This is a genomic window from Shinella sp. S4-D37 (assembly GCF_040812195.1).
GTDB lineage: Bacteria > Pseudomonadota > Alphaproteobacteria > Rhizobiales > Rhizobiaceae > Shinella.
Window position 1 is genome coordinate 191,739 of record NZ_JBFNXL010000005.1, and the last position, 21,988, is coordinate 213,726.

Sequence of the window (21,988 nt, forward strand, 5' to 3'; positions counted from 1 at the left end):
GTGGACGACATGATCCGTGTCATCCATCGCTGGCCAGGCCTTCTGGCCGCTCTTTTTCTGCTGGTCTTGAGCCTTAGCGGTGCAGCACTCTCGCTGTTTCCCGCCGCCGAACGGTTGTCCGCCCCGCAGGCCGAGGCAGGGCTTTCCGTCGGGACGCTGGCCGGACGTATCCTCGCCATCCACCCTCAAATAGAACAGATACGTCGCGCGCCCTCCGGCAAGATCACCGCCTACTGGTTTGAGGGTGGGGCGCCTCAGGCCGCCATCATCGATCCCGCAACAGGGCTGGGTGTCGCCTCCAGCGATCCGAATGCCGTCGAGCAGTGGCTTACCGGTCTGCACCGGTCGCTCTTTCTCGGTGACGGCGGGCGTATCGCAGCGGCAGTGGGCGCTGCCGCCATGCTGGTCTTGGCTGTGTCCGGCACTATGCTCGTCGCCCGCAGGGCCGGCGGCTGGCGGCGATGGTTCGCGCCGATACGCGGGCCGCTCGCCGGAAGATTGCATGTCGAGATCGCGCGCGTCGCCGTCGCAGGCCTCGTCTTGTCCTCGGCCACCGCATTGTGGATGACGGCGTCGACATTCGATCTCCTTCCCGACGCGGCCACATCTCCCGTCGCCCACATCGAGGCGAGCGGCCGGACCGGCATGGCCGCATCGCATATGGATCTGCTGAAACGGACACCGGTCACCGAACTGCGCAGCCTGGCGTTTCCCGATCTGGCCGATGCGACGGATGTCTTCACGCTGAAGACGGATCGCGGCACGGGCTATCTGGATCAGGGCACCGGCGTGCTGCTGGCCTGGAGCGACCTGACCGGATGGCAGCGTCTCTCGGAGACTATCTATATGCTGCATACCGGTCGAGGCGCGGCCACCTTGGGCCTCGTGCTCGGCATGATGGCGCTCGGCGTGCCGGCGATGGCGGGCACCGGCCTCATCCTGTGGCTGGCGGGTCGGCGCGGGCGGCCACGGATTCACGGCAATGTAACGGCTGGACGTGCGGAAACGATCCTGCTTGTCGGCAGCGAGAGCGGCAGCACATGGAGCTTCGCTGCGACACTGCACGCCGCGCTGACGAAGCTCGGGCAGGCGGTTCACACCGCGCCGATGTCGTCATTCGATCCTGAACGCTACCGGCATGCCCGGCGCGTTCTCATTCTTGCGGCAACCTATGGCGATGGCGATGCGCCCGCTTCGGCGCGGGGGTTTCTCGATCGCCTGCAAACCCTGCCGGTAGAGCCAACCATTCCGATCGCCGTGCTCGGCTTCGGTGACCGCAGCTTCCCGGCCTACTGCGCTTTTGCCCAGGTCGTTGCGAGGGCCGCCGAGGCGCGAGGGTGGAGCACGCTCATCCCATACGAAACCGTCGACCGGCAGTCGCCGCAGGATTTTGCCCGTTGGGGACGATCGCTGGGCGAGGCAATAGGGATCGGGCTGGAGCTTGTCCATCGGCCAGCCTTGCTGGCGGCCTCCCCATTGACCCTCGTTTCGCGACGCGAATACGGCGCGGAGGTGCAAGCTCCGACAGTGATCCTGCGGTTCGTGCTGCCCAAAGTCCCGTTCTGGCATCGGTTGGCCGGGCGTGGCTTCGGTCGATATTCGGCAGGCGATCTTCTCGGCGTGCTGCCCGAGGGCTCGTCCGTTCCACGGTTCTACTCGCTGGCTTCGGGACGGCGCGATGGCTTCATCGAGATCGTCGTGAAGAAGCATCCGGCGGGGCTCTGTTCCGGGCAGCTCTTCAATCTGGAGCCAGGATGTGCCGTTCGCGCATTCATCCGAACCAATCCCGGCTTCCATGCCGGCAGGAGCAGGATACCGTTGATCCTGATCGGAGCTGGAACAGGGATAGGGCCGCTGGCGGGCTTCGTGCGCGCCAATGCGCGTCGCCGTCCGATCCACCTGTTCTTCGGAATGCGTCATCCTGCCAGCGATTTCCTCTACAAGGACGAACTGACGCGCTGGCATCGCGAAGGGCGCCTTCACCGGCTCGTCGGGGCCTGCTCGCGCGGGCGGATGCCGCGCTATGTCCAGCACGCTCTTCTTGAGGATGCCGCCCAGATCGCAGCCCTGATCCGCAGCGGCGCGCGCATCATGGTCTGTGGTGGGCGGGATATGGCCGTCGGCGTTTCGGCGGCGCTTGCCGAGATTCTCGCGCCGGTAGGGTTGACGCCGGCCCTGCTCAAGGCGGAGGGACGCTATGTCGAAGACGTCTACTGATCCGATGAGGCACGCGCTCAACGGACCGACCATGGGAACGCGCTGGTCCGCGCTGTTCTACACGGAGGCAGGGTTCGATCCGGAGCCGGTTCGACACGCTCTTCAGGCGGAAATGGACGAGGTGGACGCGCAGATGTCCACCTGGAAGCCCGACAGCGCTCTGATGAGGTTGAACGCCGGTCCCGTCGGCGACTGGATCGATGTGCCGGCGCGTCTCGCAGACGTTCTGCATCTTGCGCTCGAAATCGGCCGTGCGTCGGGCGGAGCTTTCGATATCGGCGTGGGCGATGCGGTCGTTGCCTGGGGTTTTGGCCCGCAAGCGGCCGACCGGGCCCTGATCCGGAAGGCACTCGCGACATCGCGCCAACCCGCCCATGTGGCGCTCGAGCTCGATCCTGTTCGCGCGGCGGTGCGCAAGCGCGCGCCGATCACGATCGACCTCAACGGCATTGCCAAGGGATATGGCGTCGACCGGCTGGTCGCGATCCTCGGGCGCTTCGGCATAACTTCCGGCCTCGTGGGAATTGACGGCGAGATGAGGGCGCTCGGTCTGCGCCCCGATGGTGAACCGTGGAACATTGCCGTAGAAGGTCCCGACGCGGCCCGTCGAGTGCCGCACTCCGTCCTCGCCTTGCAGGAGGCTGCGGTCGCCACCTCTGGCGATTACCGGCATTGGACTGTCGTGAACGGTCGCCGTCTCTCGCACACCATGAATCCGCGCCGCGGTGCGCCGCTACTGTCGTCGCCCGCTTCGGTCACGGTCGTCGCGCGAACCTGCGCTGAAGCCGATGCCTGGGCGACCGCGTTGACGGTTCTCGGTCCGACGTCCGGGACCGAGCTTGCCCAGCACCTTGGCCTAGACGTGCTGTTTCTTCTGCGAGACGCCTCGGGCGGAGTCCGGCCGATAGCGACAGGACTTCTTTTTTCGGCAGGCCGGGAGACCTGTCGAAGGGTTCCTGAGGTTTATGGGCAAAGTTTGAAGCAATCGCACAATTCGGACTGACAGGACCGGAAAATGGCCGTGCCTCCTGGTGGTGGCTGGACTTTGGCCAGCTATTCTTGTCAATCGACGTTGTAACGGGACCCCGTATCGGCTTCCAAATTCCATTCAACCCAAGATTTCATATCGCGACAGTTGATGTGGAGAATGCGCCAGAACGTGAGAGGCGCGGATTTGCACGCTTAACCTTTTGAAATTTATCAAGTTTAATTTCTGATCTCTCTGCTGTTTATTTCATCACAGGTTGCTTAATGTAGGAATTTCTTAACCGCCGTAGCTCCTACGACTTTACTCAGGCCATGAAGTCGGCCCGGATCATAGCAACCCACAATTGGTGGGACCGATAGGTTGGAAGATTGCGGGTTTAGGCAAATGCTGATACGCTGGGGGTACCGTAAGGACATGCTTGCCATGCTCATGGCGGGGCGCGCCGCCCAGCAGATCGTGGTCGGCAAGGTGTCCGCCGGGTCCGCTGGTTCGGACGAAAGCGGTCTCGCCAGGGCAACGAAGATGGCGCTCGCCATGGAGCGTTCCCTCGGCTTCGGTGCGATTCAGCCGCTGCTCTACCGCGATGACAAGGACCCGACCGCCGTGCTCGACGGTAATCCCGATCTCGCAGCCCGCATCCATGCGGGATTGGAAAGGGCATTTGCGAGGGCGGTCGAAATCATCAGTGAGAACCGCGACAAGCTCGACGCGCTCACCACGGCGCTGTTCGATGCGCAGGCTTTGGATGGCGAGGCGGTGAAGGGGCTGCTCAAATACGGTGATCGTGGGCCAGAATAACAGTAGATTCGGATTTGAATTGTGTTCTTGGGATAGTCGACGGTTGCTATGGCGATGTGTCGGTGCTGGCCGGTATCCGGCTGGGGTAGAGGTATATTTGCGCCTTTATTATGGTCCTTCAGTCTAAAGTTGTGACACTTCAAAGCCGACAGTCTGCTCAATTTGCAAGTGCGCGCCGTCCGGCAGAGCGGGCAGCATTTCTCCATCTGCATTACCGGAGATATCTGATGCTTAGCAGGAGTAGAGGCATCGCCAAAGCGCAGAAGGATAATCCCCCGAGGTGCTGGTATCCAAGAACGCCAAATACGCCACCGAGTGCGAAGAAGACAATCGTGACGAGGTGGAGTTTCAAGCGCAGCACGATGGCCAGCCTGTCGGAGCTGGAATTGTTTCCCAGAAGCATGGCGATGCCCACCCCGATATCGGTTGCTACACCCGAAACGTGGGTCGTTCTTACGCGACTGCCGGAAATCCGCGTCGATGCCGCATTCTGCAATCCCATGGTCAGGCTCAACAGGCCCACCACCAGCACACCATTCGGGGAGCGTGCGCTCAGGGTGATGAAAAGCCCGACAAGCATCAGAAGCGCGGCTTCGACGATCAATGTGAGGGCGTAGATGTTACGACGTAGCTGCCGCTTGCCGACTTCGATGAGACACGAGGCGATGAAGGCACCAAGGATGAACATCACGACGATCGTCAGGAATCCCAGTGCCAGGTCGGACCGGGAGACTGCGAGGAAATCGGAGGCCATCGAGACATTGCCGGTCATGTTGGCTGAGAAATAGCGGTAGCCAAGGTAACCGGCACTGTTCACGCCGCCTGCGACGAACGCCAGAATTGAAGCCAGCATCAGGTCTGTTGCCGGAGTCCTCTTGTCGCCTTCTTGGATGAGCATTTCGATTTTACATTGCTATGGATGCGGTGGGGAACGAACCGCGTGTCGTTTCTGTAGGGCAGGATGCAACGCCGAAGCGCGAGAGTCGATGGGGGGCGTCCATCTGCGTGACGGTTTGCATCATGTATGAGCGAACAGAAGCTCGGCTTCCAGCCCGCTATCGGCCTTTCTGTTCCGCAGCATAAAACCGATGCGATAGACATCGACGATTTCACGAACGATGGAGAGACCGAGGCCAGAGCCGGGGGATGCCATGTCAAGACGCCAGCCGCGGCGGGTGAGATTGCCGAGTTCTTGCTCCGGCACGCCCGGACCGTCGTCCGAGATCGTCAGACGCAGGCCGTCTTCGTTGCGCTTCCAGCGCACGCGAATTTCGGCCGTCGCCCATTTGACGGCATTTTCGAGCAGGTTGCCGATGAGTTCGCGAAAGTCGGCTGGGTCCATGGGCACGGTCTCGGTGTTTGGGCCGTCGATCTCGAACCGCAGCCGCTCGCCGGAAGGGGAGCGCTTGAGGATGCGCACAAGTTCGCCGACGATCATGGCTACGTCGGCGTCCGAGCGGCGCAGGTCCGCGCTGGCGGCGATGCGGGCAAGCGCCAGTTCCCGTTCCACATGATTACGCATGACGGACGCCAGGTGCTCCAGTTCGTCCGCCATGGCCGCCTCACCCTTGTCGCGCAGAGTGAGGACATCGTTCGAGAGCACCGTCAGCGGCGTGCGCAGGCCGTGGGCGAGGTCGGCCGCGCGCTTCCTCGCCTTGCCCATCATCGCTTCCTGCGTATCCAGAAGCGCATTGACTGCCGCCACGGTGCTCTGGAATTCACTGGGATAGGCGCCGGTCAACTGGTTGGCACGCCGCTCGCGGATGCGCACGATCCCTTCGTTCAGCGCCGCCAGCGGCCGCAGCCCGAGGGTGAGCTGCAGGATCGACGCGACGACGAGGAAGACGCCGAGCCCGGCGACGGCCGGCAGGATGTCGCGGATGAAGGCGGCTCCGGCCTCCTCCAGCGTTTGCGCGTCGATGGCGACCGCGATGCGCAGCGCGCGTTTCCCCTCCGGTGCAGCGACCTGCACGAGCCGCTCGAGGACGATCAATGAACTTCCGGCCGGGCCGGGCAGCAGGTAGCGATGAACCGTGCCCTCGGCGTGCCTGTCCATGGGCAGGGCAAGGGCCGTGTCGAACAGCGACAGCGAGCGGACGGTCTGCCCCCGCGCATCGTCGACGATCTGCCAGTAAAGCCCGCCATAGGGCGTGGCGAAGCGCTGGTCGAGCGGGCTTTCCGGGCGCTGGAGCGTGCCGTCGGCGGCAAAGGACAGCGCGCCGGCCAGCGTGTTGATATGGCTGGTCAGCTCCGCATCGATGCGGTTGCGGATGTTGCTGGAGAAGAGCGAGACCAGCAAGGTGACGGTCAGTGTCAGCGCGAGGCTCACGGTCAACGCGGAAATCAGCAGGAGGCGGCTGCGAATGGAGGTTGGCCATCTCATGCGGCGGCGATCCGGTAGCCGTAGCCGCGGCGCGTCTCGATGAAAGCCTTGCCCAGCTTGCGCCGCAGCCGGCCGATCAGCACCTCCACCGAATTGCTGTCGCGGTCGAAATCCTGGGCGTAGAGCTGCTCGGTCAGTTCCTGCTGGCTGACATGGCGCTCGCGGTTCTGGAGCAGATGGTGCAGGCAGCGATATTCGAGCGGCGTCAGGTCGACCGGCCGGTCCCCAAGCGTCACCGATTTGACGCGCGGGTCCAGGTGTAGGCCGCCGGCGCTGAGGACGGGGCTCGGCTCGCCGGCATAGCGGCGCAGGATAGCGCGCAGGCGGGCGAGGACTTCCGCGATCTGGAAGGGCTTGGCGAGATAGTCGTCCGCCCCGGCATCGATGCCTTCCACGCGCTCTTCCCAATTGCCGCGCGCCGTCAGGATGAGGACGGGGAAGCGGCGCCCGTCCTTGCGCCAGCGTTTCAGGATCGTCATGCCATCCATGGAGGGGAGGCCGAGATCGAGGATGGCGGCGGCGAAATCCTCGCTGTCGCCGCGATACCAGCCGTCTTCGCCGTCGCGGGCATGGTCCACGACATAGCCCGCCCGCTCCAGATGGGCGATGAGATCGCGGGCGATCAGCCGGTCGTCTTCAACGAGCAGGATGCGCATCATTCGTTCTCGACTTCGAGGATCGTGCCGCTCGCTGCGTCGATCTCTATTTCGACGAGCTGCCCTTCGGGCGACAGAACCTTGAATTTGTAGAGGAAGATCCCGTGCTTCCGGCGTGGTTCCACGCGGACGATATCGCCCCGGAAACGCCGGCTGACGATGTCGCGCAACTCGGAAAACGGTTTGATCGCGCCCTTCTCGACCGCCTCCTGAACGGCGTCGAGGGTGCGTCCGTCCGCGTCGTCCCCCTCATCGTCTGCATGAGCGATTGCGCCGGCCGAAAGGAGCCCGGCAAGGGAAAGGGTGATGACGGACATGAAGAGCACACGCATGTTCGAAGCCTAGCACGGCGAGGCTGAAATTTTGCTGACATTTCCCGTCAGCCATCGCTCAGCCACGGCTGCCTATGGTGCGTCCAGCGTCGGGGCAGGGTGCTCCGGCCGGCCACAAGGAGAAATTCCATGAAGACAATCCTTCTCGCAACCGCCCTTCTCGGCCTTTTTGCCGCCGGTGCGGCCCGTGCCGAAGATGAGGGCAAGAGCTGCGACGTGCCGAAGGACAAATGGATGACCGAGGATGCCATGAAGGACAAGGCCAAGGCGATGGGCCTCGACGTCCGGCGGATAAAGGTCGAGAACGGCTGCTACGAAGTCTATGCGATCGATGCCAAGGGCGCCAAGGTCGAGACGATCTTCAATCCGCAGACCGGCGAGCCGGTCGGCTCGGAAGGAGCGGAATGATGGCGCCACTCTCCCTAACCAGCGGGGCGGGGGAAAGCGTCAAGGTGTGGGACCCGCTCGTGCGGGTCTTTCACTGGTCGCTGGTCTGCCTCTTCGTTTTCTCCTTCGTCACCGGCGACGAATGGAAGAAGGCCCATATCCTCTCCGGCTATGCCATCGCCGGGCTGATCGCCTTGCGCCTGGTCTGGGGGCTGCTGGGGCCGCATCACGCCCGCTTCGCCAATTTCCTCTATGCCCCTACGACGATTCTCGCGTTCCTCCGTGACAGCCTCGCCTTCCGCGCCAAGCGGTATCTCGGCCACAATCCGGCGGGGGGCGCCATGGTCGTTCTGTTGCTCGCGGCGGTGTCCGGCATCGTGACCACCGGCTATATGATGACCACGGATGCCTATTGGGGTGTCGGCTGGGTGGAGGATGTCCATAAGGCCCTTGTCTATTCGACCATCGGGCTGGTCGCCCTGCATATCGCCGGCGTTGTTCTAGCCAGCGTCGAGCACCGGGAAAACCTCGTTCGCGCCATGGTGACGGGAAGAAAGCGCCGCGAAGATTGATGTGCTGCCGTCTCTATGGCATACATTTAGAATAATTCTAAATCCATTGCCTGAAGTCGTGTAACCACAGCCGATCTGCTGAAATCGGAGATGCCATGCGCGCCGTCCACAGGGAAAGCCAACTCATCGAACGTATCGGCTGGCTCCGCGCGGCGGTGCTGGGTGCCAATGACGGGCTGATCTCGACGTCGAGCCTCATCGTCGGTGTCGCGGCGGCGACCGCTGCATCGCAGGAAATCCTCGTCGCCGGTGTCGCCGGGCTGGTGGCCGGCGCGATGTCGATGGCGCGGTGCTGTTGACGCTGTTCAGCGTGTCGACGACGCTTGAGCACCAGGCGCTCGGCCGTGCGCGCCGCGCCGTCGAGGCGCTGATGGCGCTTCGTCCCGAAACGGCGTTCCGCTGGCAGGCCGATGGCTCGGTGCTGGAGGTTCCCGCAGCGGAGCTTGTCGTCGGGGATGTCGTGATCCTGCGGCCCGGCGCCCGCGTGCCGGCCGATGGCGTCATCCTGCAGGGACGCGGCGGTATCGACGAGGCCAATATCACCGGTGAATCCATGCCCGTTTCCAAAGAGCCGGGCCAGCAGGTGTTCGAGGCCACCGTCAATCTGGACGGCATTCTGGAAGTGGCGGTCGCAAGAACGATCGGCGACAGCACGATCGCCCGCATGATCCGGCTGGTCACGGAAGCCCAGGAGGCCAAGGCCCCCTCCGAGCGTTTCAGCGCCTGGTTCGGACAGCGCTATATCGTCGCGGTGCTCCTCGGCGCCGCTCTAGCCTTCGCCGTTTTCTACGGGGTGGAGCGCGATTGGGAGCAGGCGCTCTATCGGGCCGCGACGCTGCTGGTCGCGGCCAGCCCCTGTGCGATCGTCATATCGGTGCCTGCAGCGATCCTGTCTGCGCTCTCGGCGGCGCGCTCGAAACACTGGCCGCCGTCGATATCTTCGCCTTCGACAAGACCGGCACCCTCACCAACGGCCGGGCGGCCGTGACGCGGATCGTCGCGCTGGACGCGGACGAATGCGGCTTCCTGTCGTTGCTCGCCGGGCTCGAAGCCCATTCCGAGCATCATGTCGCGGCGGCCATACGCCGGGAGGCGGCTGCACGTGGCATCGCGCCGGCGCATGTCGTGGATGTCAGCGCGCGCCCAAGCGCAGGGATCGTCGGGTCGGATGCGCTTGGTGTCCTCTGGGCCGGCAATCTTCATCTCGTTCGGGACATGGGGGCGTCCGTCGACCACGCCCGGCTTCGGGAACTGACCGACAGCGCCGAGACCGTCGTCTATCTGGGACGTGGACCGACCGTTCTCGGCGCCGTCGGCGTGGCGGACGAGGCGAGGGCGAGCTCGGCCCCGGCGCTCGCCGCGCTGCGGGCCGGCGGCGTGTGCCGCATCGTCATGATGACCGGAGACCGCCGGCCGGTGGCCTTGCGGATCGGCGCGCTGCTCGGCCTTGCTCCCGACGAGATTCATGCCGAAATGCTGCCGCAAGACAAGGTGCGTCATGTGGGGGAACTGGCGGGTGGCGGCACCGTGGCCTTCGTCGGCGACGGTGTCAATGACGCGGCCGCTCTTGCCCGCGCCGATGTCGGCATCGCCATGGGCGCGGCCGGCTCGGAGGTCGCCCTTCAGGCCGCCGATGTCGCCCTCTTGTCGGAAGACATGAAGAAGCTGGCCGATGCGCAGCATCTGGCGCGCCGGACCGCCGCGATCATCCGGCAGAACCTCGTCGTCGCGATCGGCGCCATGCTGGTGCTGGTAACGGGCGGGTTGTTCTTCGATCTGCCTCTGCCTCTGCCTCTGCCGCTGGCGGTGGTCGGACATGAAGGCGGGACCGTGCTCGTGGTCCTCAACGGCTTCCGCTGTTGTCGGATCCGATCCGGCGGCCAGTGGACAGGGCCGCATCCGTCCGTGCGCCGGAGGATGGGTTGGAGACGTCGCCACCGGTTGCGGCCACGTCGTCGGCCGACACGCCGGTGTAGGCGCCGGTCGCGTTCCGCGGATCAACAGGAAAGAAAGCGGGTGCGCGTGTTCTCTTCGAGAAGCAGGCCCGTGATTCCGCCGAACACCCATTCCCGCAGGCGGCTATGACCATAGGCGCCGGTGACGACGATATCGGCGTCGCTTTCGTCGACGAATTGCAGAAAGCCGATCGTTTCGTCGGCGCTTTTGATCATCTGCGGCCTGGCCTTCACATTGTGCCGGGCGAGATAGGAAACGATATCGGAGAGGCTCTGCCTCTCGGCCGGCGCGGGCTCCGGGGAAACGGAGACGACGGCGACGTCATAGGCGACCGAGAGCAGGGGAAGCGCATCCGCAATCGCGCGGCGGGCCTCGCGGGTGTCCTTCCAGCCGATGACGATCTTTCGTGTCGCAATCGTGTCGCAGTCGCTCCCGACCACCAGAAGAGGCCGGCCGGCACGCAGGACGACGGTCGCCGGGTCCGCGCGGTCTCCGGCCGCCATCAGCACCAGATCGGCGACACGGGCGGCCGCCACGACCGCCTCGGTCGGCGCCATCGTTTCGCCGCGCCATTCCGCCTCGATCCTGTTTGCCGCCAGATGGAGGAACGTGGCGCGAGCCTCCTCCATGCGCTCTGCGAGCGTTCCGGCGGCGCAAAGCCCTATGAGCCGAGCACCCGAGCGAGACGCCAGATCGACCGCGGCCTCCGTGATCGGCTCGACCGGCCGCTCGATATCGAGATTGACGAGAATGGATTGATAAAACACGCGTACATTCCTTCCGTTCCAGGCAAGCGGTCGGAAGCATAGCGCCGATAACGCGGCATATATTGATCCTGGTCAAGTGTTGCGCGGGGCCTCGCCATCGAGGACCGGATCAGCCGCCCCGTCCTGCCTCCAGCAATGCCTTGCCGTGGATCGCAAGCATGCGTTCCTCGTTCGCCGGGACGATCAAGGTCCGGAACGGCCGCAGGAATTCCAGCCGGGCGAGGATCGCATCGCGAACCGGTCCCGCATTTTCCCCGACGCCCCCCGTGAAGACGACGGCGTCGAGTCCACCCATGGACACTGCCATCATGGCCGCGAACTGCGCTACCTTCAGGGCAAAATAGTCGAGGGCGAAGCCGGCGCGCGGATCCGCGCTTTCGAGCAGGGCCTTCACGTCGTTGCTGAGGCCGGACAGGCCCTTCAGGCCGGAGCGCTCGTAGAGCGCATGTTCCACATCGTCGATGCCCATGCCGAGATTGCGCAGCATGTAGGTGACCGCGCCGGGATCGATCGCACCGGTGCGGCTCCCCATCGGCAGACCGTCGAGCGCGGTCATGCCCATGGTCGTGTCGACGCTTGCGCCGTCCTTCAGGGCACACAGGCTTGCGCCATTGCCGAGATGCCCGACCACGACCCGGCCGCGCGCAAGATCGGGGTGTTCACTTGCGAGCACGCGGGCAATCCACTCGTAGGACAGGCCGTGGAATCCGTAGCGGCGGATGCCCCGATCCCGCAGCGTCGCATCGACGGCGAAGACCTGGAAGAGCGGTGCATGGCCGGCGTGGAAGGCGGTATCGAAACAGGCGATGTCCGGGGCGTCCGACAGGCGGTCCGACGCCGCGATGCCCGCGAGATTGTAGGGCTGGTGCAATGGCGCGAGGGGCGCCAGCGCCGCAAGCCGATCGAGAATCCCGGGCGTGACGACGACAGGCGCGACGAAATCGGCGCCGCCATGCACGATCCGGTGTACCGTCGCCACCATGCGCCATGCGTCGTCGTATCGGTCGATGAGGTCGATCACCGCGGCCATGGCGGTCTCGTGGTCGTTCGCTGCAAGCGCCCTGTCGACATGGACATCGCTTGCCACGACCGTCGCGCTCAGCCTGGCCTCGGTGCCGATGCCGGTGACCTTGCCCTTGGCGAGCTTGTCGAGTGCCTCATAGCCGAAAACTTCGAATTTCAGGCTCGACGAACCGGTATTGAGAACGAGCAGGACGTCAGTCATTTGATGCGGCCCTTGGCGCGGGCATCCGCGAGGAGGCAGGCAAGCGCGCAGGACAGGAGGCGCGTGCGCTGGTCGTCGGCCCGGCTTGTCAGAACGATGGGGACGCGGGCGCCCAGCACGATGCCGGCCGCCTCAGCGCTGCCAAGAAACGTGAGCTGCTTCGCCAGCATGTTGCCGGCCTCGATATCGGGAACGAGAAGGATGTCAGCATCGCCGGCGACGGCCGATTCTATGCCCTTCTCCCGTGCTGCCTGCGGGCTGATCGCATTGTCGAAGGCAAGCGGCCCGTCGATCAGGCAGCCGGTGATCTGCCGGCGGTCCGCCATCTTGCAGAGTGCTGCGGCGTCGAGGGTCGCCTGCATCTTGGGATTGACCGTTTCCACCGCCGCGAGAGCGGCGACCTTCGGCGCGCGCGCCTCGCCGAACACCACGCGCCAGAGATCGACCGCGTTCTGGACGATATCCGCCTTCACCGCGAGATCGGGCAGGATGTTGACGGCGGCATCGGTGATCATGAACGGTTTCGGATAGGATGCGATGCTCATGAGGTAGCAGTGCGAGATGCGCCGCTCCGTGCGCAGCCCCGCGCCGGCCTTCACGATCTCGCCCAGAAGCTCGTCCGTATGCAGCGAACCCTTCATGATGGCACCCACATGGCCGCTCGCGGCCAGTTCCGCCGCCTTGGCCGCCGCCGCATGGCTGTGCTCGGTATCGACGATCTCCCACCCCGCGATATCGACCCCGGCCTCTCTGGCCGCGTCGGTTATCCGCGCCGCCGGGCCGATGAGCACCGGCGTTACCAGATCTTCCTGCACCGCCTCGAAGCTGGCGGCAATGACATTGGCCTTTACCGGATGCACGATCGCGATACGGGTGGGCGGCAGCGCACGGCAAAGGGTGAGGATCGCATCTGTCTGTCGGCTCATGGAATGTTTCCCTGGAACTCTATGGAAAGAGCAAACCCTGCGTAGGAACGGTAATCTTCACGATGGTCCCAATGGAGGCAAGAGGTGTTCTACCCCTGTCGCGCCGCGCCATTCTGGTATTTGGCGGATGAACCGTGCCCGGGCTCTGGATAAGAAGCGATTGCAACCATGGGCGCTTGGATTTTGATGGTTCCGTTGGTGGGGGCTAACGGGCCGTATTGACCGCAACGGCTGTTGGTCGGCGGGCACACCGGCATGTATGTGATGGCACTTGCGTCTCCCGATCGACGGATTCCAACGTCAAGTTTTGCAAGCGCAGGCTTCGGTCAGCATTCTGGCTGTGGCACGAGGCATGACGTTCGCGCATCCGACATGAGCGAAGCCCTTCAAATCGACCGCAACGATACACGCTTCTCAAGCTCGGCCGCCTGTTCCTTGCGCTCACTGTAGCGGTCGGTGAGGTAGGCGGAGGCGTCGCGCGTGAGGACGGTGAACTTCACCAGCTCCTCACAGACATCCACCACCCGGTCGTAGTAGGACGAGGGCTTCATCCGGCCATCGGCGTCGAACTCCTGATAGGCTTTGGCGACCGAGGATTGGTTCGGGATGGTGACCATCCGCATCCAGCGGCCGAGAATGCGCATCTGGTTCACGGCATTGAAGGACTGGCTGCCGCCCGAGACCTCCATGACGGCGAGGGTTTTGCCCTGCGTCGGCCGGACCGATCCGACCGAGAGTGGAATCCAGTCGATCTGGGACTTCATGATGCCGGTCATCGCGCCATGGCGTTCCGGGCTCACCCAGACCTGCCCTTCCGACCATTGCGAAAGATCGCGCAATTCTTGCACTTTCGGATGACTTACCGGCGCTTCGTCAGGCAGCGGCAGACCCCTCGGGTCAAACATGCGAACCTCACATCCGAGCCGTTCGAGCAGCCGGCGGGCCTCGAATGCGAGCAGGCGGCTATAGGATATCTCGCGCAACGAACCGTAGAGGATCAGGATGCGCGGCCTGTGCGTCGAGAATGCCGGACGCAGGGCGTCGAGATCGGTCGAGTGCAGGTGATCGCCCTGCAATGCGGGAAATGTGTCAGGCAATGCGCTTTCCTTCCTGATCGAGAACCTGTTCACCGTCCTCCTTGAAGAACGGCTCCTTGAAGGTGTCGGGCAGAATGTCGAGTACCGCTTCAGACGGGCGGGCGAGCCGGGTGCCGAGCGGTGTCACGACGAAGGGGCGATTGATCAGGATCGGCGTTGCGATCATCGCGTCGAGCAACTGCTCGTCAGTCAGGTCTGGGTTGTCCAGACCGAGTTCGGCATAAGGCGTGCCTTTCTCGCGAATAGCTTCCCGAACGTTCAAGCCAGCGTCCGCGATCATCGTCGCAAGCTGCTCGCGCGTCGGCGGCTGCTGCAAATACTCGATGACAACAGGTTCGATGCCGGCAGCGCGGATCAGCGCCAGCGTGTTGCGGGACGTCCCGCAGGCGGGGTTGTGATAGATGGTCGCGTCCATGGTCAGTGCTTTTCGGTGGCGGTGGTTCTGGAAACAGCGGGGGCGGCCTCGTACCAGTCCTTCGAACGGTTCACGATCCAGACGACCGAGAGCATGACCGGAACCTCGATGAGAACGCCGACGACGGTGGCGAGTGCCGCGCCGGACTGGAAGCCGAACAGGCTGATGGCGGCGGCAACCGCGAGTTCGAAGAAATTGCTGGCGCCGATCAGAGCCGATGGCCCGGCAACGCAATGCCGCTCGCCGGTCATCCGATTGAGCAGATAAGCGAGCCCGGAGTTCAAATAGACTTGGATCAGGATCGGCACGGCGAGCAAGCCGATGACGGCGGGCTGGGCGATGATCTGCTCGCCCTGGAAGGCGAAGAGCAGAACCAGCGTCGCGAGCAGCGCCACCAGCGAGACCGGCTGCAATCTTGCAAGCACGCCGTCCAGTGCCCGCGTCGTACCGTCAACCGTGAGCCGGCGGCGGATGATCTGCGCGATAATAACGGGCACGACGATATAGAGGGCGACGGAAAGAACGAGCGTATCCCACGGCACGGTGATGGCGGAGAGGCCGAGCAGCAGGCCGACAGTCGGCGCGAAGGCGACGACCATGATGGCATCGTTCAACGCCACCTGCGACAGCGTGAACAGCGGCTCACCGCGCGTCAGGTTGCTCCAGACGAACACCATGGCCGTGCAGGGCGCCGCGGCCAGGATGATCAGGCCGGCAATATAGGAGTCGATCTGGTCGGCAGGCAGGTAGGGGCGGAATAGCCAGCCGATGAACAGCCAGCCGAGCAGCGCCATGGAGAACGGCTTGACGGCCCAGTTGATGATCAGCGTGACGCCGATGCCGCGCCAGTAAGTGCCAACCTGCGCGAGAGACCGGAAATCGATCTTCAGCAACATCGGGATGATCATCAGCCAGATCAGGATCGCGACGGGGATGTTCACCTTGGCGATCTCGGTCGCGCCGACGATCTGGAAGAGGCCGGGCATGAAATGGCCGAGGGCCATACCGGCGACGATGCACAGGAACACCCAGATGGTCAGATAGCGCTCGAACGTGGACATCAGGCGGACTTTCCCTGCGGCGACGTCGCGCCTTCCATCGCGCCGATCTGGCGAAGCTTCGTCTCAAGCGCCATGTGATCGATGGAGGCCAGCGGCAGGTTGACGAAGGCCGCGATCCGGTTCTTGAGGAAACGTGCGGCCTGAGCGAAGGCACGCTGGATCTCGACGTCCGAGCCCACAGCGGCAGCAGGGTCCTCCACACCCCAATGGGCGGTCATCGGATGGCCGATCCAGACCGGGCAGGCTTCGCCGGCGGCGCTGTCGCAGACGGTGAAGATGAAATCCATCTGCGGTGCGCCGGGTTCTGCGAACACGTCCCAGCTCTTCGACGAGAAACCCGTCGAGGGATAGCCGAGCGCCTCCAGTTCCTTCAGGGCATGCGGATTGACCTCACCCTTCGGCTGGCTGCCGGCGGAGAAGGCTTTGAATCGTCCGCCGCCCTCCTTGTTGAGGATGGATTCGGCGAGAATAGAACGAGCGGAATTGCCCGTGCAGAGGAACAGCACGTTGTAGGTCTTATCGGTCATGGTCGTGGTCCGTGGTTAGGTCGGCGGCTTGATAAGCCTCATGATGGTCGCCGATGATGGGCAGATGGAGGAAAGCTGGCGGGTCGCCAGCACGGCTGCGGGAACGCTGTTCCGCTGGACTTCAGAAATCCGATGCGCGTGAAGAACGGTGCTGCACTCGTCGTGGCAAGGAAGACGTCGCCGGCATGGTCGAGACCCGCCACCGCCCGCTCGACCAAAGCGCTCCCCAGTCCTTGCCCTCGATGATCGGGAAGCACGACGACCGAACGGAGGAGAAAATCGTCGCCGCAGCGCTCGACACCGATGAAACCGACAGCCCTGCCATCCGATGACTGCGCCCTGAAGAAGGTGCGGCCGTGATCCTCGATGTCATCAGTTGGCAGATGCGCGTCCGTCAAGGCTGCCTTGAGGTCAGCGTCGTTGCCCTCAATCCGCTCCAACCTGATCGCGCTCATGACAGCTTCGCCTCCGGGGCGCAGCAGGGCGTCAACTCGGCGATGAGCGGGGCGCAAAGCTCCGTCGATCCGCCACAGCAGTCTTTCAGGAGGAATAGCGTCAGCTCACGCAGGCCGTTGAGGTTTGCCCGGTAGATGATCGACCGCCTCTGCCGCTCGCTCGTCACCAAGCCTGCCCGCGAAAGCGTTGCGAGATGCGCCGACATGGTGTTTTGCGGTACGTCGATGAGGCGGGCGAGCTCACCGGCCGGGATGCCGTCGGGTTCGTGCCGGACAAGAAGGCGGAAGGTCTCCAGTCGCGTGGTCTGTGCCAAGGCGCCGAGCGCCGCAATTGCTGTGTTGTTATCCATATATCCAGATTATCGGATATATTGAGATTGTCAATCGCGGGCGGAGATTAACGTCGTGTACCCTTCTCGGACATGGCGACCACAAAGTCGCCAAGGGAGCTGATCCCCCATGCAAAGCGAATAGTCTCACGCATCGTCTTTTCCTTCCAGGTTCGGCGTCGGTCGAACATAGAAGTCGATGCGGTGCGTCTCTCTCCGGTCCTTGCTTTCAAATCGAAATAAGAGCCATCGGTTTTGCCATCTGGCTGTTTTCGATTTGAAAGCAATATTCGGAGGGCGCACGTCTGTTCGGCAGTCGTATTGTTGTCGGCAATAGTGCCGATGGAGTTGCAAATGGCCGATCCAGACATCTTCGATCCGCAGGGTCTCGGCCGCCGGCAGCAATTGGCGGCGGCACGCCGCCAGCGAGAGAGTCAGCGGTTGGCGCTGCTCGGGCAACTCGTCGATGCATAACGCGGATCAGACGAACTGAAGCGCTGGATCAGCGCCTACAACAGCCCAGCGGATGAAAAGTCGCGTCCCGCGTTGAGGCGAATGGTCGAGTGGGCCGCGTCGCAGCTAGATGATCTCGAGCGCATTCTGAACCCAGAGAGGATCGAGCAGACCTTGCTGGAGCGCGAGCTGTTTCCGGACGTTGATCCCCTCGACGATCCAAAGGGCGACCCGTCGCGCTATCGCATCTGGGGGCACTCTACAGCGCTGAGACACATCAACGCAGTCTGAAGAGGCGGACGTCGAATGGCAACGGAGGGAAGAACCATGGTAACCTTACTGCAAAGCCTGCATTCCATCACCACGCAACGCGGTGACGGCCTGCGTGCGGAATTGCTCGGGATATTCACGCCGCCACCGACTTGGTCTGGGGTCGAGCAAATGAGGAAAGCGATCACCTGTGAGGAGATCGACGGCGCACCCGGTGACAAGATGAAACCGGATATTCTGTCTGCAGAAATCGTCAGGATGCCGCTGAGAAAGCGCAGCTAGGCGCGCTAAGCGGGCGTGCTCAACGGTGTCTATTGTACTACGTGTACTACGGCCGGTGTGTCGGTAGGGGGTGCCATGAAAAAACCGAGAGCATTTCCTGCACGAAAGAGCAGAGGGCCTGAGACACAGCCGACCGATACGAAGGCATCGCCGATATCATCGTTCACTGTTTCTGTGGGCGGCGCGTCGACACTCTCCGGCCAAAACAATGGTGGCCGATCATTGCTGCCCCTAAGGAGAACCGCAGTCATGACTGGCTTGCCGCGCCGTTCAGGAGCAGCTCCACGCACACCTTTCACGGATGGCGATTTCGTCATCGTCGAGGCAGGGCGCTGGCGAGGGCATGAGTGTTTGTCCGACTAGCGTGCATGCCCTCGCCATCCAGGGTGCCTGATAGTTGTGCCGTCTTTGATCTGAAACAGTTCAGCAAACCCCGCGAAAGAAGATGTTTTCAAGCAGTCATTCTCTTTCGAAGGACATGGCGTCCGCCTTGATCGCTTCCATGACCTTTTCGAGCTCTCCCGCCAAATCGGCATGGTATCGCAGGAGATAGTCCACAACGGCGTCATTTCTTAGCAGGCGGGAAACGTAACCTTTGGCAACGACGAGGACGAGCATCGTGTCGCCAAGCGTATCCTGAACGGTTCGATAGTCGTGATAGAGCCTTTCCATCTCCCGCTCCATGCGGGCAATGTCTTCCGCAGAGGCCTCTATCGGCTTAGGCTTCTTCGGCTCCAGAAGAAGATCAGGGCGTGTCGCCGAGAGGATCATAGTGGCATAGGTGATTGTAAAGCGATTTGCCGCGATCATCATTTCGGCGGCTTCGATCTGCCTCATTGGCTTCATCTTGCGCAGGATAGGGAACACGCCGCGCGCCGCCAGCCTGTCCTTTAGCAATTCCACCACCTCGGGCGCGATACCGTCCAGCATGCGCTGGCGTTCGCGGATACGCTCCACATTCACGCTCAGGGCTTTGGCTATGCGTTCCGCAGGAACCTTTTTGGCTATTGCCTGCATGATCATGCGGTGCTCCTGCACAGCACTCAGCCGATTGACCTGCCGGTTGAACGTGAAGCCTTCGTCGTCTTTCGAAAGAAGACAAACGGCATGCGTGGCGCCAAGAACCTTCAGGCATTCGAGCCGCACATGGCCGTCGAGAAGAATGTATTTTCTGCCCCCATCTTTCCCGCCCTTTTCGGGAAACACCGCCAGCGGCTCTATGATGCCAACTTCCTGTATCGACGCGAGAATCGTCTTGAACTTTGAGGAGTACCGCAGACTGGGTGACAATGTGCGCGTCGGCAGAATGTCGTTTACAAGCACCGTAATGGTATGCTGTTCGAAGGTGGAGCGGCTCATCAGTTTTTCCCTCCGGAAATACGATCGGCGAGCGGCTTGGGCATATCGACGATCCCCTCCGCTCGCAACAGCGTCCGAAAATGCTCCTCCGAATGCAGCTTGCGCATGGCGGAGACGACAAAGAGCAACCGCTGCTCCGCTACATCCGCTTTCTGGATGGCGAGGCGCTGGCGCCGAACTTCCTCCTGGAAGGTCTGCGCGAGTCTTGCTGCCGTCATGGGCTTCTCGTTGCGCTGAATCACCTTTTGGTATTTTTGACCGAACGCCTTGCGTTTATCGATCAGCCGCCGGACTTTCAGAAGCTGGTCCCCCTTTAGAGTTCCAGTTTCGTAGGCTTCCATCATAGCGATCTGGACGTCGGCCTCGCTGGATCGAGCGATTTCGACGGCCAGGGAAAGCGGCAGCCATCCTTTTTCAACGGCGGTTATGAGGCGCTCTTCTCCTGCTCGCAGCAACTGGAGGATTCCCTGGATGTAGCTCGGATCCAGCCCGGTTTTCTGGCCTATCTGCACATTGGTGTATCCCCGGTCTGAAAGCACCTGAACGGCGTTCAGGAGATCCTGGCTGGAGTGCTGCCGGCGGGCCAGGTTTTCGACGAGACTCATCAGATAGCGGTCCGTTTCAGGAGCAGCTATAATCATCGCTGGAATATGGGTCTCGCCGAGCGCCTTGAAGGCCTCTATCCGGCCTTGGCCGCATATGAGCTCGTATCGCTGCCCCTGTTCATCCATGCCGGCTTCCGCAACCGTGATCGGGCGTTTCAGTCCCACAGTGGCGATACTTTCGACGACGCCGGCGAAGGTTTTCTTGCTTCTCGCCCGGGGATTGAGAATGCGTATTCTATCAATGGGAATGGAAACGATCTGCTGTGCGTGGCCAGCATGATGCTCTGTCGGACGTGTTGCCATCAGATGATATCCTTGATCCTAGTGCGCTTGACGAGGTGGTACAGGGCGTCGAGGGTGTCGAACCGGTAAACGTCAAGTTCGCTGGCGTTGTTTTCGAAGAGGCGTAGCTTCTCGCCGGAACAGTCGAGCGCAGGCAGGATGTAGAAATCCTTGATACAGGCTTCCTCCGGTTCCATTCTTGCGGCGATGGTAATGTCCGCACAGAGGCTGGTATCGAAGCGAATGAACCACCGCTTTCGGCCGGCTGTGCTAATGTGGCAGCGGCTCAAGACCAGCGACGCGCGGATTTCCTCGTTCACGATGAACATGGAGCTGGCGCCATCATTTCTGACCCTCGCGCCTGTTTCGTGCACTCGCGAGATGACGCTCGTTATTATGTCGGGATACTGTTGGCGGAGACGGCGATTGATATCGACATAGCGATAGTCGCGATCCGGCTGATATCCGATGAGTTTATACGTCCGTAGCAGGCTGCCGAAACGGCTTTGATAGGCGCCGGCGGAGGGACAACTATCCGCCTCATCGATGATCAGCCCGGAGAGGTAGCCGTGGCGCTGCAGTACGCGTTGCAGCGCGTTCAACATCTCCTCGTTGTCGGGCCGGTGCGACCTGGTAGCGATAATTTTCTGCGCCGCATTGAAAAGCTTCGGATCAATGATTGATTCGAACACGCCATCGGCCCTGACCCAAAGTGCAGGATCGTTTTGCACGCGCTTGGTCTTGAGCTTGAAAGATCGCCGGTTCCAGACGTTGTTGCCAATGTATTTTTCGTTGGTGAGAACCTGGCGAACGGTACTGCGCGTCCAGGGGCGTTCGAGGTCGGTGTGAATTCCTTCCCAGTTCAGGCGGTTTGCGATCTGCTGTTCGGTCAAGCCGCGTTCGATGAAGTCCGCATAGATGCGCCTGACAACGGTGATCTCTTCAGGTGGTCCTGGTACGAGAACCACTCGGTCCGTCTGGATACTCTTGTGTTCGAGGCGACGAAGCTGGAACTTCGCATTGCCGGAGTCATCCACGAGAAGCCGGCGCAAACCAAATCCTGCCGGTCCCCCTTGCCGGAAACCTTTTTTGATAAGGGTCGTTTGCCCCATATGCACTTTCGTTGAAAGTACCCGGCTATAGTCGCTCGCAGAACTGTTCGATACGAGAAGCTGGATTTTCGAACCGATGTCGCCACCGTTCTGAAACCGCTCTCCGCAGAACTCCACGCGGACGCCGGCTTTCTTGCAATGGTGCATATAATAGATGCCTTCATCGAGGTCCTGGAAGCGACCCCAGCGGCTCACGTCGTAGACGAGGATCAGTTCGTAATCGGCGTTGCCGCTTTCCACATCGGAAATCATCTTCCTGATGCCCGGCCTACCTTCAAATGTAAGGCCACTGATGCCCTCGTCGGAATATGTGCGCACGATCTCGATATTGTTTTTCGCAGCATAGTCCTGAATCGCGCCTGCCTGATTCTCAGTGGAATAGCGCTGATGCTCGGTCGACATCCGAAGATACTGGGCTGCGCGTATCGGAGCGCTTGCCGAAACGGCGGATGTATTATCGATCAGTCCAATCATGCACGCCCCTGAAGCAACACGATCAGGTCCATGCGGATGTTTGTAACTACCGGTCACCTA

The 21,988-nt window shown here is 62.3% G+C and carries 23 protein-coding genes and 2 pseudogenes; 9 read left to right on the forward strand and 16 right to left on the reverse strand.

Translation table 11 applies throughout. The features are described 5' to 3' along the window. The first annotated feature begins 9 nt into the window (after nucleotides 1-9). From AB3G45_RS08390 to AB3G45_RS08400, 3 genes are all read left to right on the forward strand, one after another. On the forward strand, nucleotides 10-2,217 hold the full coding sequence (locus AB3G45_RS08390; protein ID WP_367830128.1) for a PepSY domain-containing protein: 2,208 nt from the start codon (nucleotides 10-12) through the stop codon (nucleotides 2,215-2,217). Further along, complete coding sequence (locus AB3G45_RS08395) at nucleotides 2,198-3,220, forward strand: FAD:protein FMN transferase (protein ID WP_367830129.1); 1,023 nt, start codon at nucleotides 2,198-2,200, stop codon at nucleotides 3,218-3,220. The genes AB3G45_RS08390 and AB3G45_RS08395 overlap by 20 nt, the downstream gene beginning before the upstream one ends. Before the next feature lie 399 nt (nucleotides 3,221-3,619). After that, on the forward strand, nucleotides 3,620-4,003 hold the full coding sequence (locus AB3G45_RS08400; protein ID WP_051795987.1) for a hypothetical protein: 384 nt from the start codon (nucleotides 3,620-3,622) through the stop codon (nucleotides 4,001-4,003). Between the two features lie 211 nt (nucleotides 4,004-4,214). Here the strand turns inward: AB3G45_RS08400 and AB3G45_RS08405 are convergent, their stop codons facing one another. The 4 genes from AB3G45_RS08405 to AB3G45_RS08420 form a co-directional block, all read right to left on the reverse strand. Continuing rightward, nucleotides 4,215-4,901 carry a YoaK family protein gene (locus AB3G45_RS08405; protein ID WP_035219792.1) on the reverse strand — a complete coding sequence of 229 codons (687 nt, stop codon included), beginning with the start codon at nucleotides 4,899-4,901 and terminating at the stop codon, nucleotides 4,215-4,217. A 120-nt stretch (nucleotides 4,902-5,021) separates the two neighbouring features. After that, complete coding sequence (locus AB3G45_RS08410; RefSeq protein ID WP_367830130.1) at nucleotides 5,022-6,386, reverse strand: sensor histidine kinase; 1,365 nt, start codon at nucleotides 6,384-6,386, stop codon at nucleotides 5,022-5,024. Continuing rightward, complete coding sequence (locus AB3G45_RS08415) at nucleotides 6,383-7,042, reverse strand: response regulator transcription factor (protein ID WP_117371557.1); 660 nt, start codon at nucleotides 7,040-7,042, stop codon at nucleotides 6,383-6,385. The genes AB3G45_RS08410 and AB3G45_RS08415 overlap by 4 nt, the downstream gene beginning before the upstream one ends. Then, a complete protein-coding gene (locus tag AB3G45_RS08420; protein WP_367830131.1) occupies nucleotides 7,042-7,359 on the reverse strand; it encodes a PepSY domain-containing protein in 318 nt (105 codons plus the stop codon). The genes AB3G45_RS08415 and AB3G45_RS08420 overlap by 1 nt, the downstream gene beginning before the upstream one ends. Before the next feature lie 144 nt (nucleotides 7,360-7,503). Between AB3G45_RS08420 and AB3G45_RS08425 the strand changes: the two genes are divergently transcribed. The 4 genes and pseudogenes from AB3G45_RS08425 to AB3G45_RS08440 all read left to right on the forward strand — a co-directional run bounded on the left by AB3G45_RS08425 (nucleotide 7,504) and on the right by AB3G45_RS08440 (nucleotide 10,309). Beyond that, the gene (locus AB3G45_RS08425; protein ID WP_035219788.1) at nucleotides 7,504-7,782 is read left to right on the forward strand and encodes a PepSY domain-containing protein; all 279 of its coding nucleotides are present in this window, start codon (nucleotides 7,504-7,506) and stop codon (nucleotides 7,780-7,782) included. After that, complete coding sequence (locus AB3G45_RS08430; RefSeq protein ID WP_367833537.1) at nucleotides 7,782-8,333, forward strand: cytochrome b/b6 domain-containing protein; 552 nt, start codon at nucleotides 7,782-7,784, stop codon at nucleotides 8,331-8,333. Before AB3G45_RS08425 ends, AB3G45_RS08430 begins: the two co-directional genes overlap by 1 nt. 95 nt (nucleotides 8,334-8,428) lie before the next feature. Continuing rightward, nucleotides 8,429-8,620 (forward strand): annotated as a pseudogene (locus AB3G45_RS08435) (VIT1/CCC1 transporter family protein); the annotation flags it as partial. Further along, nucleotides 8,560-10,309 (forward strand): annotated as a pseudogene (locus tag AB3G45_RS08440) (heavy metal translocating P-type ATPase). The pseudogenes AB3G45_RS08435 and AB3G45_RS08440, both read left to right, overlap by 61 nt. 21 nt (nucleotides 10,310-10,330) lie before the next feature. On the opposite strand, the gene AB3G45_RS08445 reads toward AB3G45_RS08440, so the two are convergent. The 9 genes from AB3G45_RS08445 to AB3G45_RS08485 form a co-directional block, all read right to left on the reverse strand. Then, nucleotides 10,331-11,056 (reverse strand): universal stress protein, encoded by a 726-nt coding sequence (locus AB3G45_RS08445; RefSeq protein ID WP_117371526.1) that lies wholly within the window; start codon nucleotides 11,054-11,056, stop codon nucleotides 10,331-10,333. 109 nt (nucleotides 11,057-11,165) lie between these two features. Beyond that, nucleotides 11,166-12,281, reverse strand: a complete 1,116-nt coding sequence (locus AB3G45_RS08450) for an acetate/propionate family kinase (RefSeq protein ID WP_117371525.1) — start codon at nucleotides 12,279-12,281, stop codon at nucleotides 11,166-11,168. Further along, a complete protein-coding gene (locus AB3G45_RS08455; RefSeq protein ID WP_367830132.1) occupies nucleotides 12,278-13,207 on the reverse strand; it encodes a bifunctional enoyl-CoA hydratase/phosphate acetyltransferase in 930 nt (309 codons plus the stop codon). The genes AB3G45_RS08450 and AB3G45_RS08455 overlap by 4 nt, the downstream gene beginning before the upstream one ends. Before the next feature lie 386 nt (nucleotides 13,208-13,593). Then, entirely contained in the window at nucleotides 13,594-14,322 is a 729-nt protein-coding gene (gene arsH / locus AB3G45_RS08460) for an arsenical resistance protein ArsH (protein ID WP_035219897.1), read from the reverse strand. After that, a complete protein-coding gene (gene arsC / locus AB3G45_RS08465; protein ID WP_035219779.1) occupies nucleotides 14,297-14,719 on the reverse strand; it encodes an arsenate reductase (glutaredoxin) in 423 nt (140 codons plus the stop codon). The genes arsH and arsC overlap by 26 nt, the downstream gene beginning before the upstream one ends. Nucleotides 14,720-14,721: 2 nt before the next feature. After that, nucleotides 14,722-15,780, reverse strand: a complete 1,059-nt coding sequence (gene arsB, locus AB3G45_RS08470; RefSeq protein WP_230809299.1) for an ACR3 family arsenite efflux transporter — start codon at nucleotides 15,778-15,780, stop codon at nucleotides 14,722-14,724. Then, complete coding sequence (locus AB3G45_RS08475) at nucleotides 15,780-16,307, reverse strand: arsenate reductase ArsC (protein ID WP_367830133.1); 528 nt, start codon at nucleotides 16,305-16,307, stop codon at nucleotides 15,780-15,782. Before AB3G45_RS08475 ends, arsB begins: the two co-directional genes overlap by 1 nt. 38 nt (nucleotides 16,308-16,345) lie before the next feature. After that, nucleotides 16,346-16,762 carry a GNAT family N-acetyltransferase gene (locus AB3G45_RS08480; protein WP_229341985.1) on the reverse strand — a complete coding sequence of 139 codons (417 nt, stop codon included), beginning with the start codon at nucleotides 16,760-16,762 and terminating at the stop codon, nucleotides 16,346-16,348. Beyond that, nucleotides 16,759-17,112 carry a helix-turn-helix transcriptional regulator gene (locus AB3G45_RS08485; protein ID WP_160788093.1) on the reverse strand — a complete coding sequence of 118 codons (354 nt, stop codon included), beginning with the start codon at nucleotides 17,110-17,112 and terminating at the stop codon, nucleotides 16,759-16,761. Before AB3G45_RS08485 ends, AB3G45_RS08480 begins: the two co-directional genes overlap by 4 nt. 534 nt (nucleotides 17,113-17,646) lie before the next feature. Between AB3G45_RS08485 and AB3G45_RS08490 the strand changes: the two genes are divergently transcribed. Together AB3G45_RS08490 and AB3G45_RS08495 are read left to right on the forward strand one after the other, a co-directional pair. Further along, nucleotides 17,647-17,835, forward strand: coding sequence for a hypothetical protein (locus tag AB3G45_RS08490; protein ID WP_035219767.1), 189 nt, complete (start codon nucleotides 17,647-17,649; stop codon nucleotides 17,833-17,835). A 36-nt stretch (nucleotides 17,836-17,871) separates the two neighbouring features. Continuing rightward, nucleotides 17,872-18,096 carry a hypothetical protein gene (locus AB3G45_RS08495; RefSeq protein WP_035219765.1) on the forward strand — a complete coding sequence of 75 codons (225 nt, stop codon included), beginning with the start codon at nucleotides 17,872-17,874 and terminating at the stop codon, nucleotides 18,094-18,096. A 459-nt stretch (nucleotides 18,097-18,555) separates the two neighbouring features. Here the strand turns inward: AB3G45_RS08495 and AB3G45_RS08500 are convergent, their stop codons facing one another. From AB3G45_RS08500 to AB3G45_RS08510, 3 genes are read right to left on the reverse strand one after another with little or no spacing between them, the layout of a single operon-like run. Continuing rightward, entirely contained in the window at nucleotides 18,556-19,455 is a 900-nt protein-coding gene (locus AB3G45_RS08500; protein ID WP_035219763.1) for a plasmid partitioning protein RepB C-terminal domain-containing protein, read from the reverse strand. Then, nucleotides 19,455-20,363, reverse strand: a complete 909-nt coding sequence (locus AB3G45_RS08505) for a plasmid partitioning protein RepB C-terminal domain-containing protein (RefSeq protein ID WP_367830134.1) — start codon at nucleotides 20,361-20,363, stop codon at nucleotides 19,455-19,457. Before AB3G45_RS08505 ends, AB3G45_RS08500 begins: the two co-directional genes overlap by 1 nt. Continuing rightward, entirely contained in the window at nucleotides 20,363-21,928 is a 1,566-nt protein-coding gene (locus AB3G45_RS08510; protein WP_367830135.1) for a recombinase family protein, read from the reverse strand. The genes AB3G45_RS08505 and AB3G45_RS08510 overlap by 1 nt, the downstream gene beginning before the upstream one ends. Nucleotides 21,929-21,988 lie beyond the last annotated feature (60 nt).

What these genes read in the sequence shown, in the direction of transcription:
- AB3G45_RS08390 (WP_367830128.1), top strand. Translation starts at nt 10, where the DNA reads ATGATCCGTGTCATCCATCGCTGGCCAGGCCTTCTGGCCGCTCTTTTT.
- AB3G45_RS08395 (WP_367830129.1), top strand. Translation starts at nt 2,198, where the DNA reads ATGTCGAAGACGTCTACTGATCCGATGAGGCACGCGCTCAACGGACCG.
- AB3G45_RS08400 (WP_051795987.1), top strand. Translation starts at nt 3,620, where the DNA reads ATGCTTGCCATGCTCATGGCGGGGCGCGCCGCCCAGCAGATCGTGGTC.
- AB3G45_RS08405 (WP_035219792.1), bottom strand. Translation starts at nt 4,901, where the DNA reads ATGCTCATCCAAGAAGGCGACAAGAGGACTCCGGCAACAGACCTGATG.
- AB3G45_RS08410 (WP_367830130.1), bottom strand. Translation starts at nt 6,386, where the DNA reads ATGAGATGGCCAACCTCCATTCGCAGCCGCCTCCTGCTGATTTCCGCG.
- AB3G45_RS08415 (WP_117371557.1), bottom strand. Translation starts at nt 7,042, where the DNA reads ATGCGCATCCTGCTCGTTGAAGACGACCGGCTGATCGCCCGCGATCTC.
- AB3G45_RS08420 (WP_367830131.1), bottom strand. Translation starts at nt 7,359, where the DNA reads ATGTCCGTCATCACCCTTTCCCTTGCCGGGCTCCTTTCGGCCGGCGCA.
- AB3G45_RS08425 (WP_035219788.1), top strand. Translation starts at nt 7,504, where the DNA reads ATGAAGACAATCCTTCTCGCAACCGCCCTTCTCGGCCTTTTTGCCGCC.
- AB3G45_RS08430 (WP_367833537.1), top strand. Translation starts at nt 7,782, where the DNA reads ATGGCGCCACTCTCCCTAACCAGCGGGGCGGGGGAAAGCGTCAAGGTG.
- AB3G45_RS08450 (WP_117371525.1), bottom strand. Translation starts at nt 12,281, where the DNA reads ATGACTGACGTCCTGCTCGTTCTCAATACCGGTTCGTCGAGCCTGAAA.
- AB3G45_RS08455 (WP_367830132.1), bottom strand. Translation starts at nt 13,207, where the DNA reads ATGAGCCGACAGACAGATGCGATCCTCACCCTTTGCCGTGCGCTGCCG.
- arsC (WP_035219779.1), bottom strand. Translation starts at nt 14,719, where the DNA reads ATGGACGCGACCATCTATCACAACCCCGCCTGCGGGACGTCCCGCAAC.
- arsB (WP_230809299.1), bottom strand. Translation starts at nt 15,780, where the DNA reads ATGTCCACGTTCGAGCGCTATCTGACCATCTGGGTGTTCCTGTGCATC.
- AB3G45_RS08475 (WP_367830133.1), bottom strand. Translation starts at nt 16,307, where the DNA reads ATGACCGATAAGACCTACAACGTGCTGTTCCTCTGCACGGGCAATTCC.
- AB3G45_RS08480 (WP_229341985.1), bottom strand. Translation starts at nt 16,762, where the DNA reads ATGAGCGCGATCAGGTTGGAGCGGATTGAGGGCAACGACGCTGACCTC.
- AB3G45_RS08485 (WP_160788093.1), bottom strand. Translation starts at nt 17,112, where the DNA reads ATGGATAACAACACAGCAATTGCGGCGCTCGGCGCCTTGGCACAGACC.
- AB3G45_RS08490 (WP_035219767.1), top strand. Translation starts at nt 17,647, where the DNA reads ATGGTCGAGTGGGCCGCGTCGCAGCTAGATGATCTCGAGCGCATTCTG.
- AB3G45_RS08495 (WP_035219765.1), top strand. Translation starts at nt 17,872, where the DNA reads ATGGTAACCTTACTGCAAAGCCTGCATTCCATCACCACGCAACGCGGT.
- AB3G45_RS08500 (WP_035219763.1), bottom strand. Translation starts at nt 19,455, where the DNA reads ATGAGCCGCTCCACCTTCGAACAGCATACCATTACGGTGCTTGTAAAC.
- AB3G45_RS08505 (WP_367830134.1), bottom strand. Translation starts at nt 20,363, where the DNA reads ATGGCAACACGTCCGACAGAGCATCATGCTGGCCACGCACAGCAGATC.
- AB3G45_RS08510 (WP_367830135.1), bottom strand. Translation starts at nt 21,928, where the DNA reads ATGATTGGACTGATCGATAATACATCCGCCGTTTCGGCAAGCGCTCCG.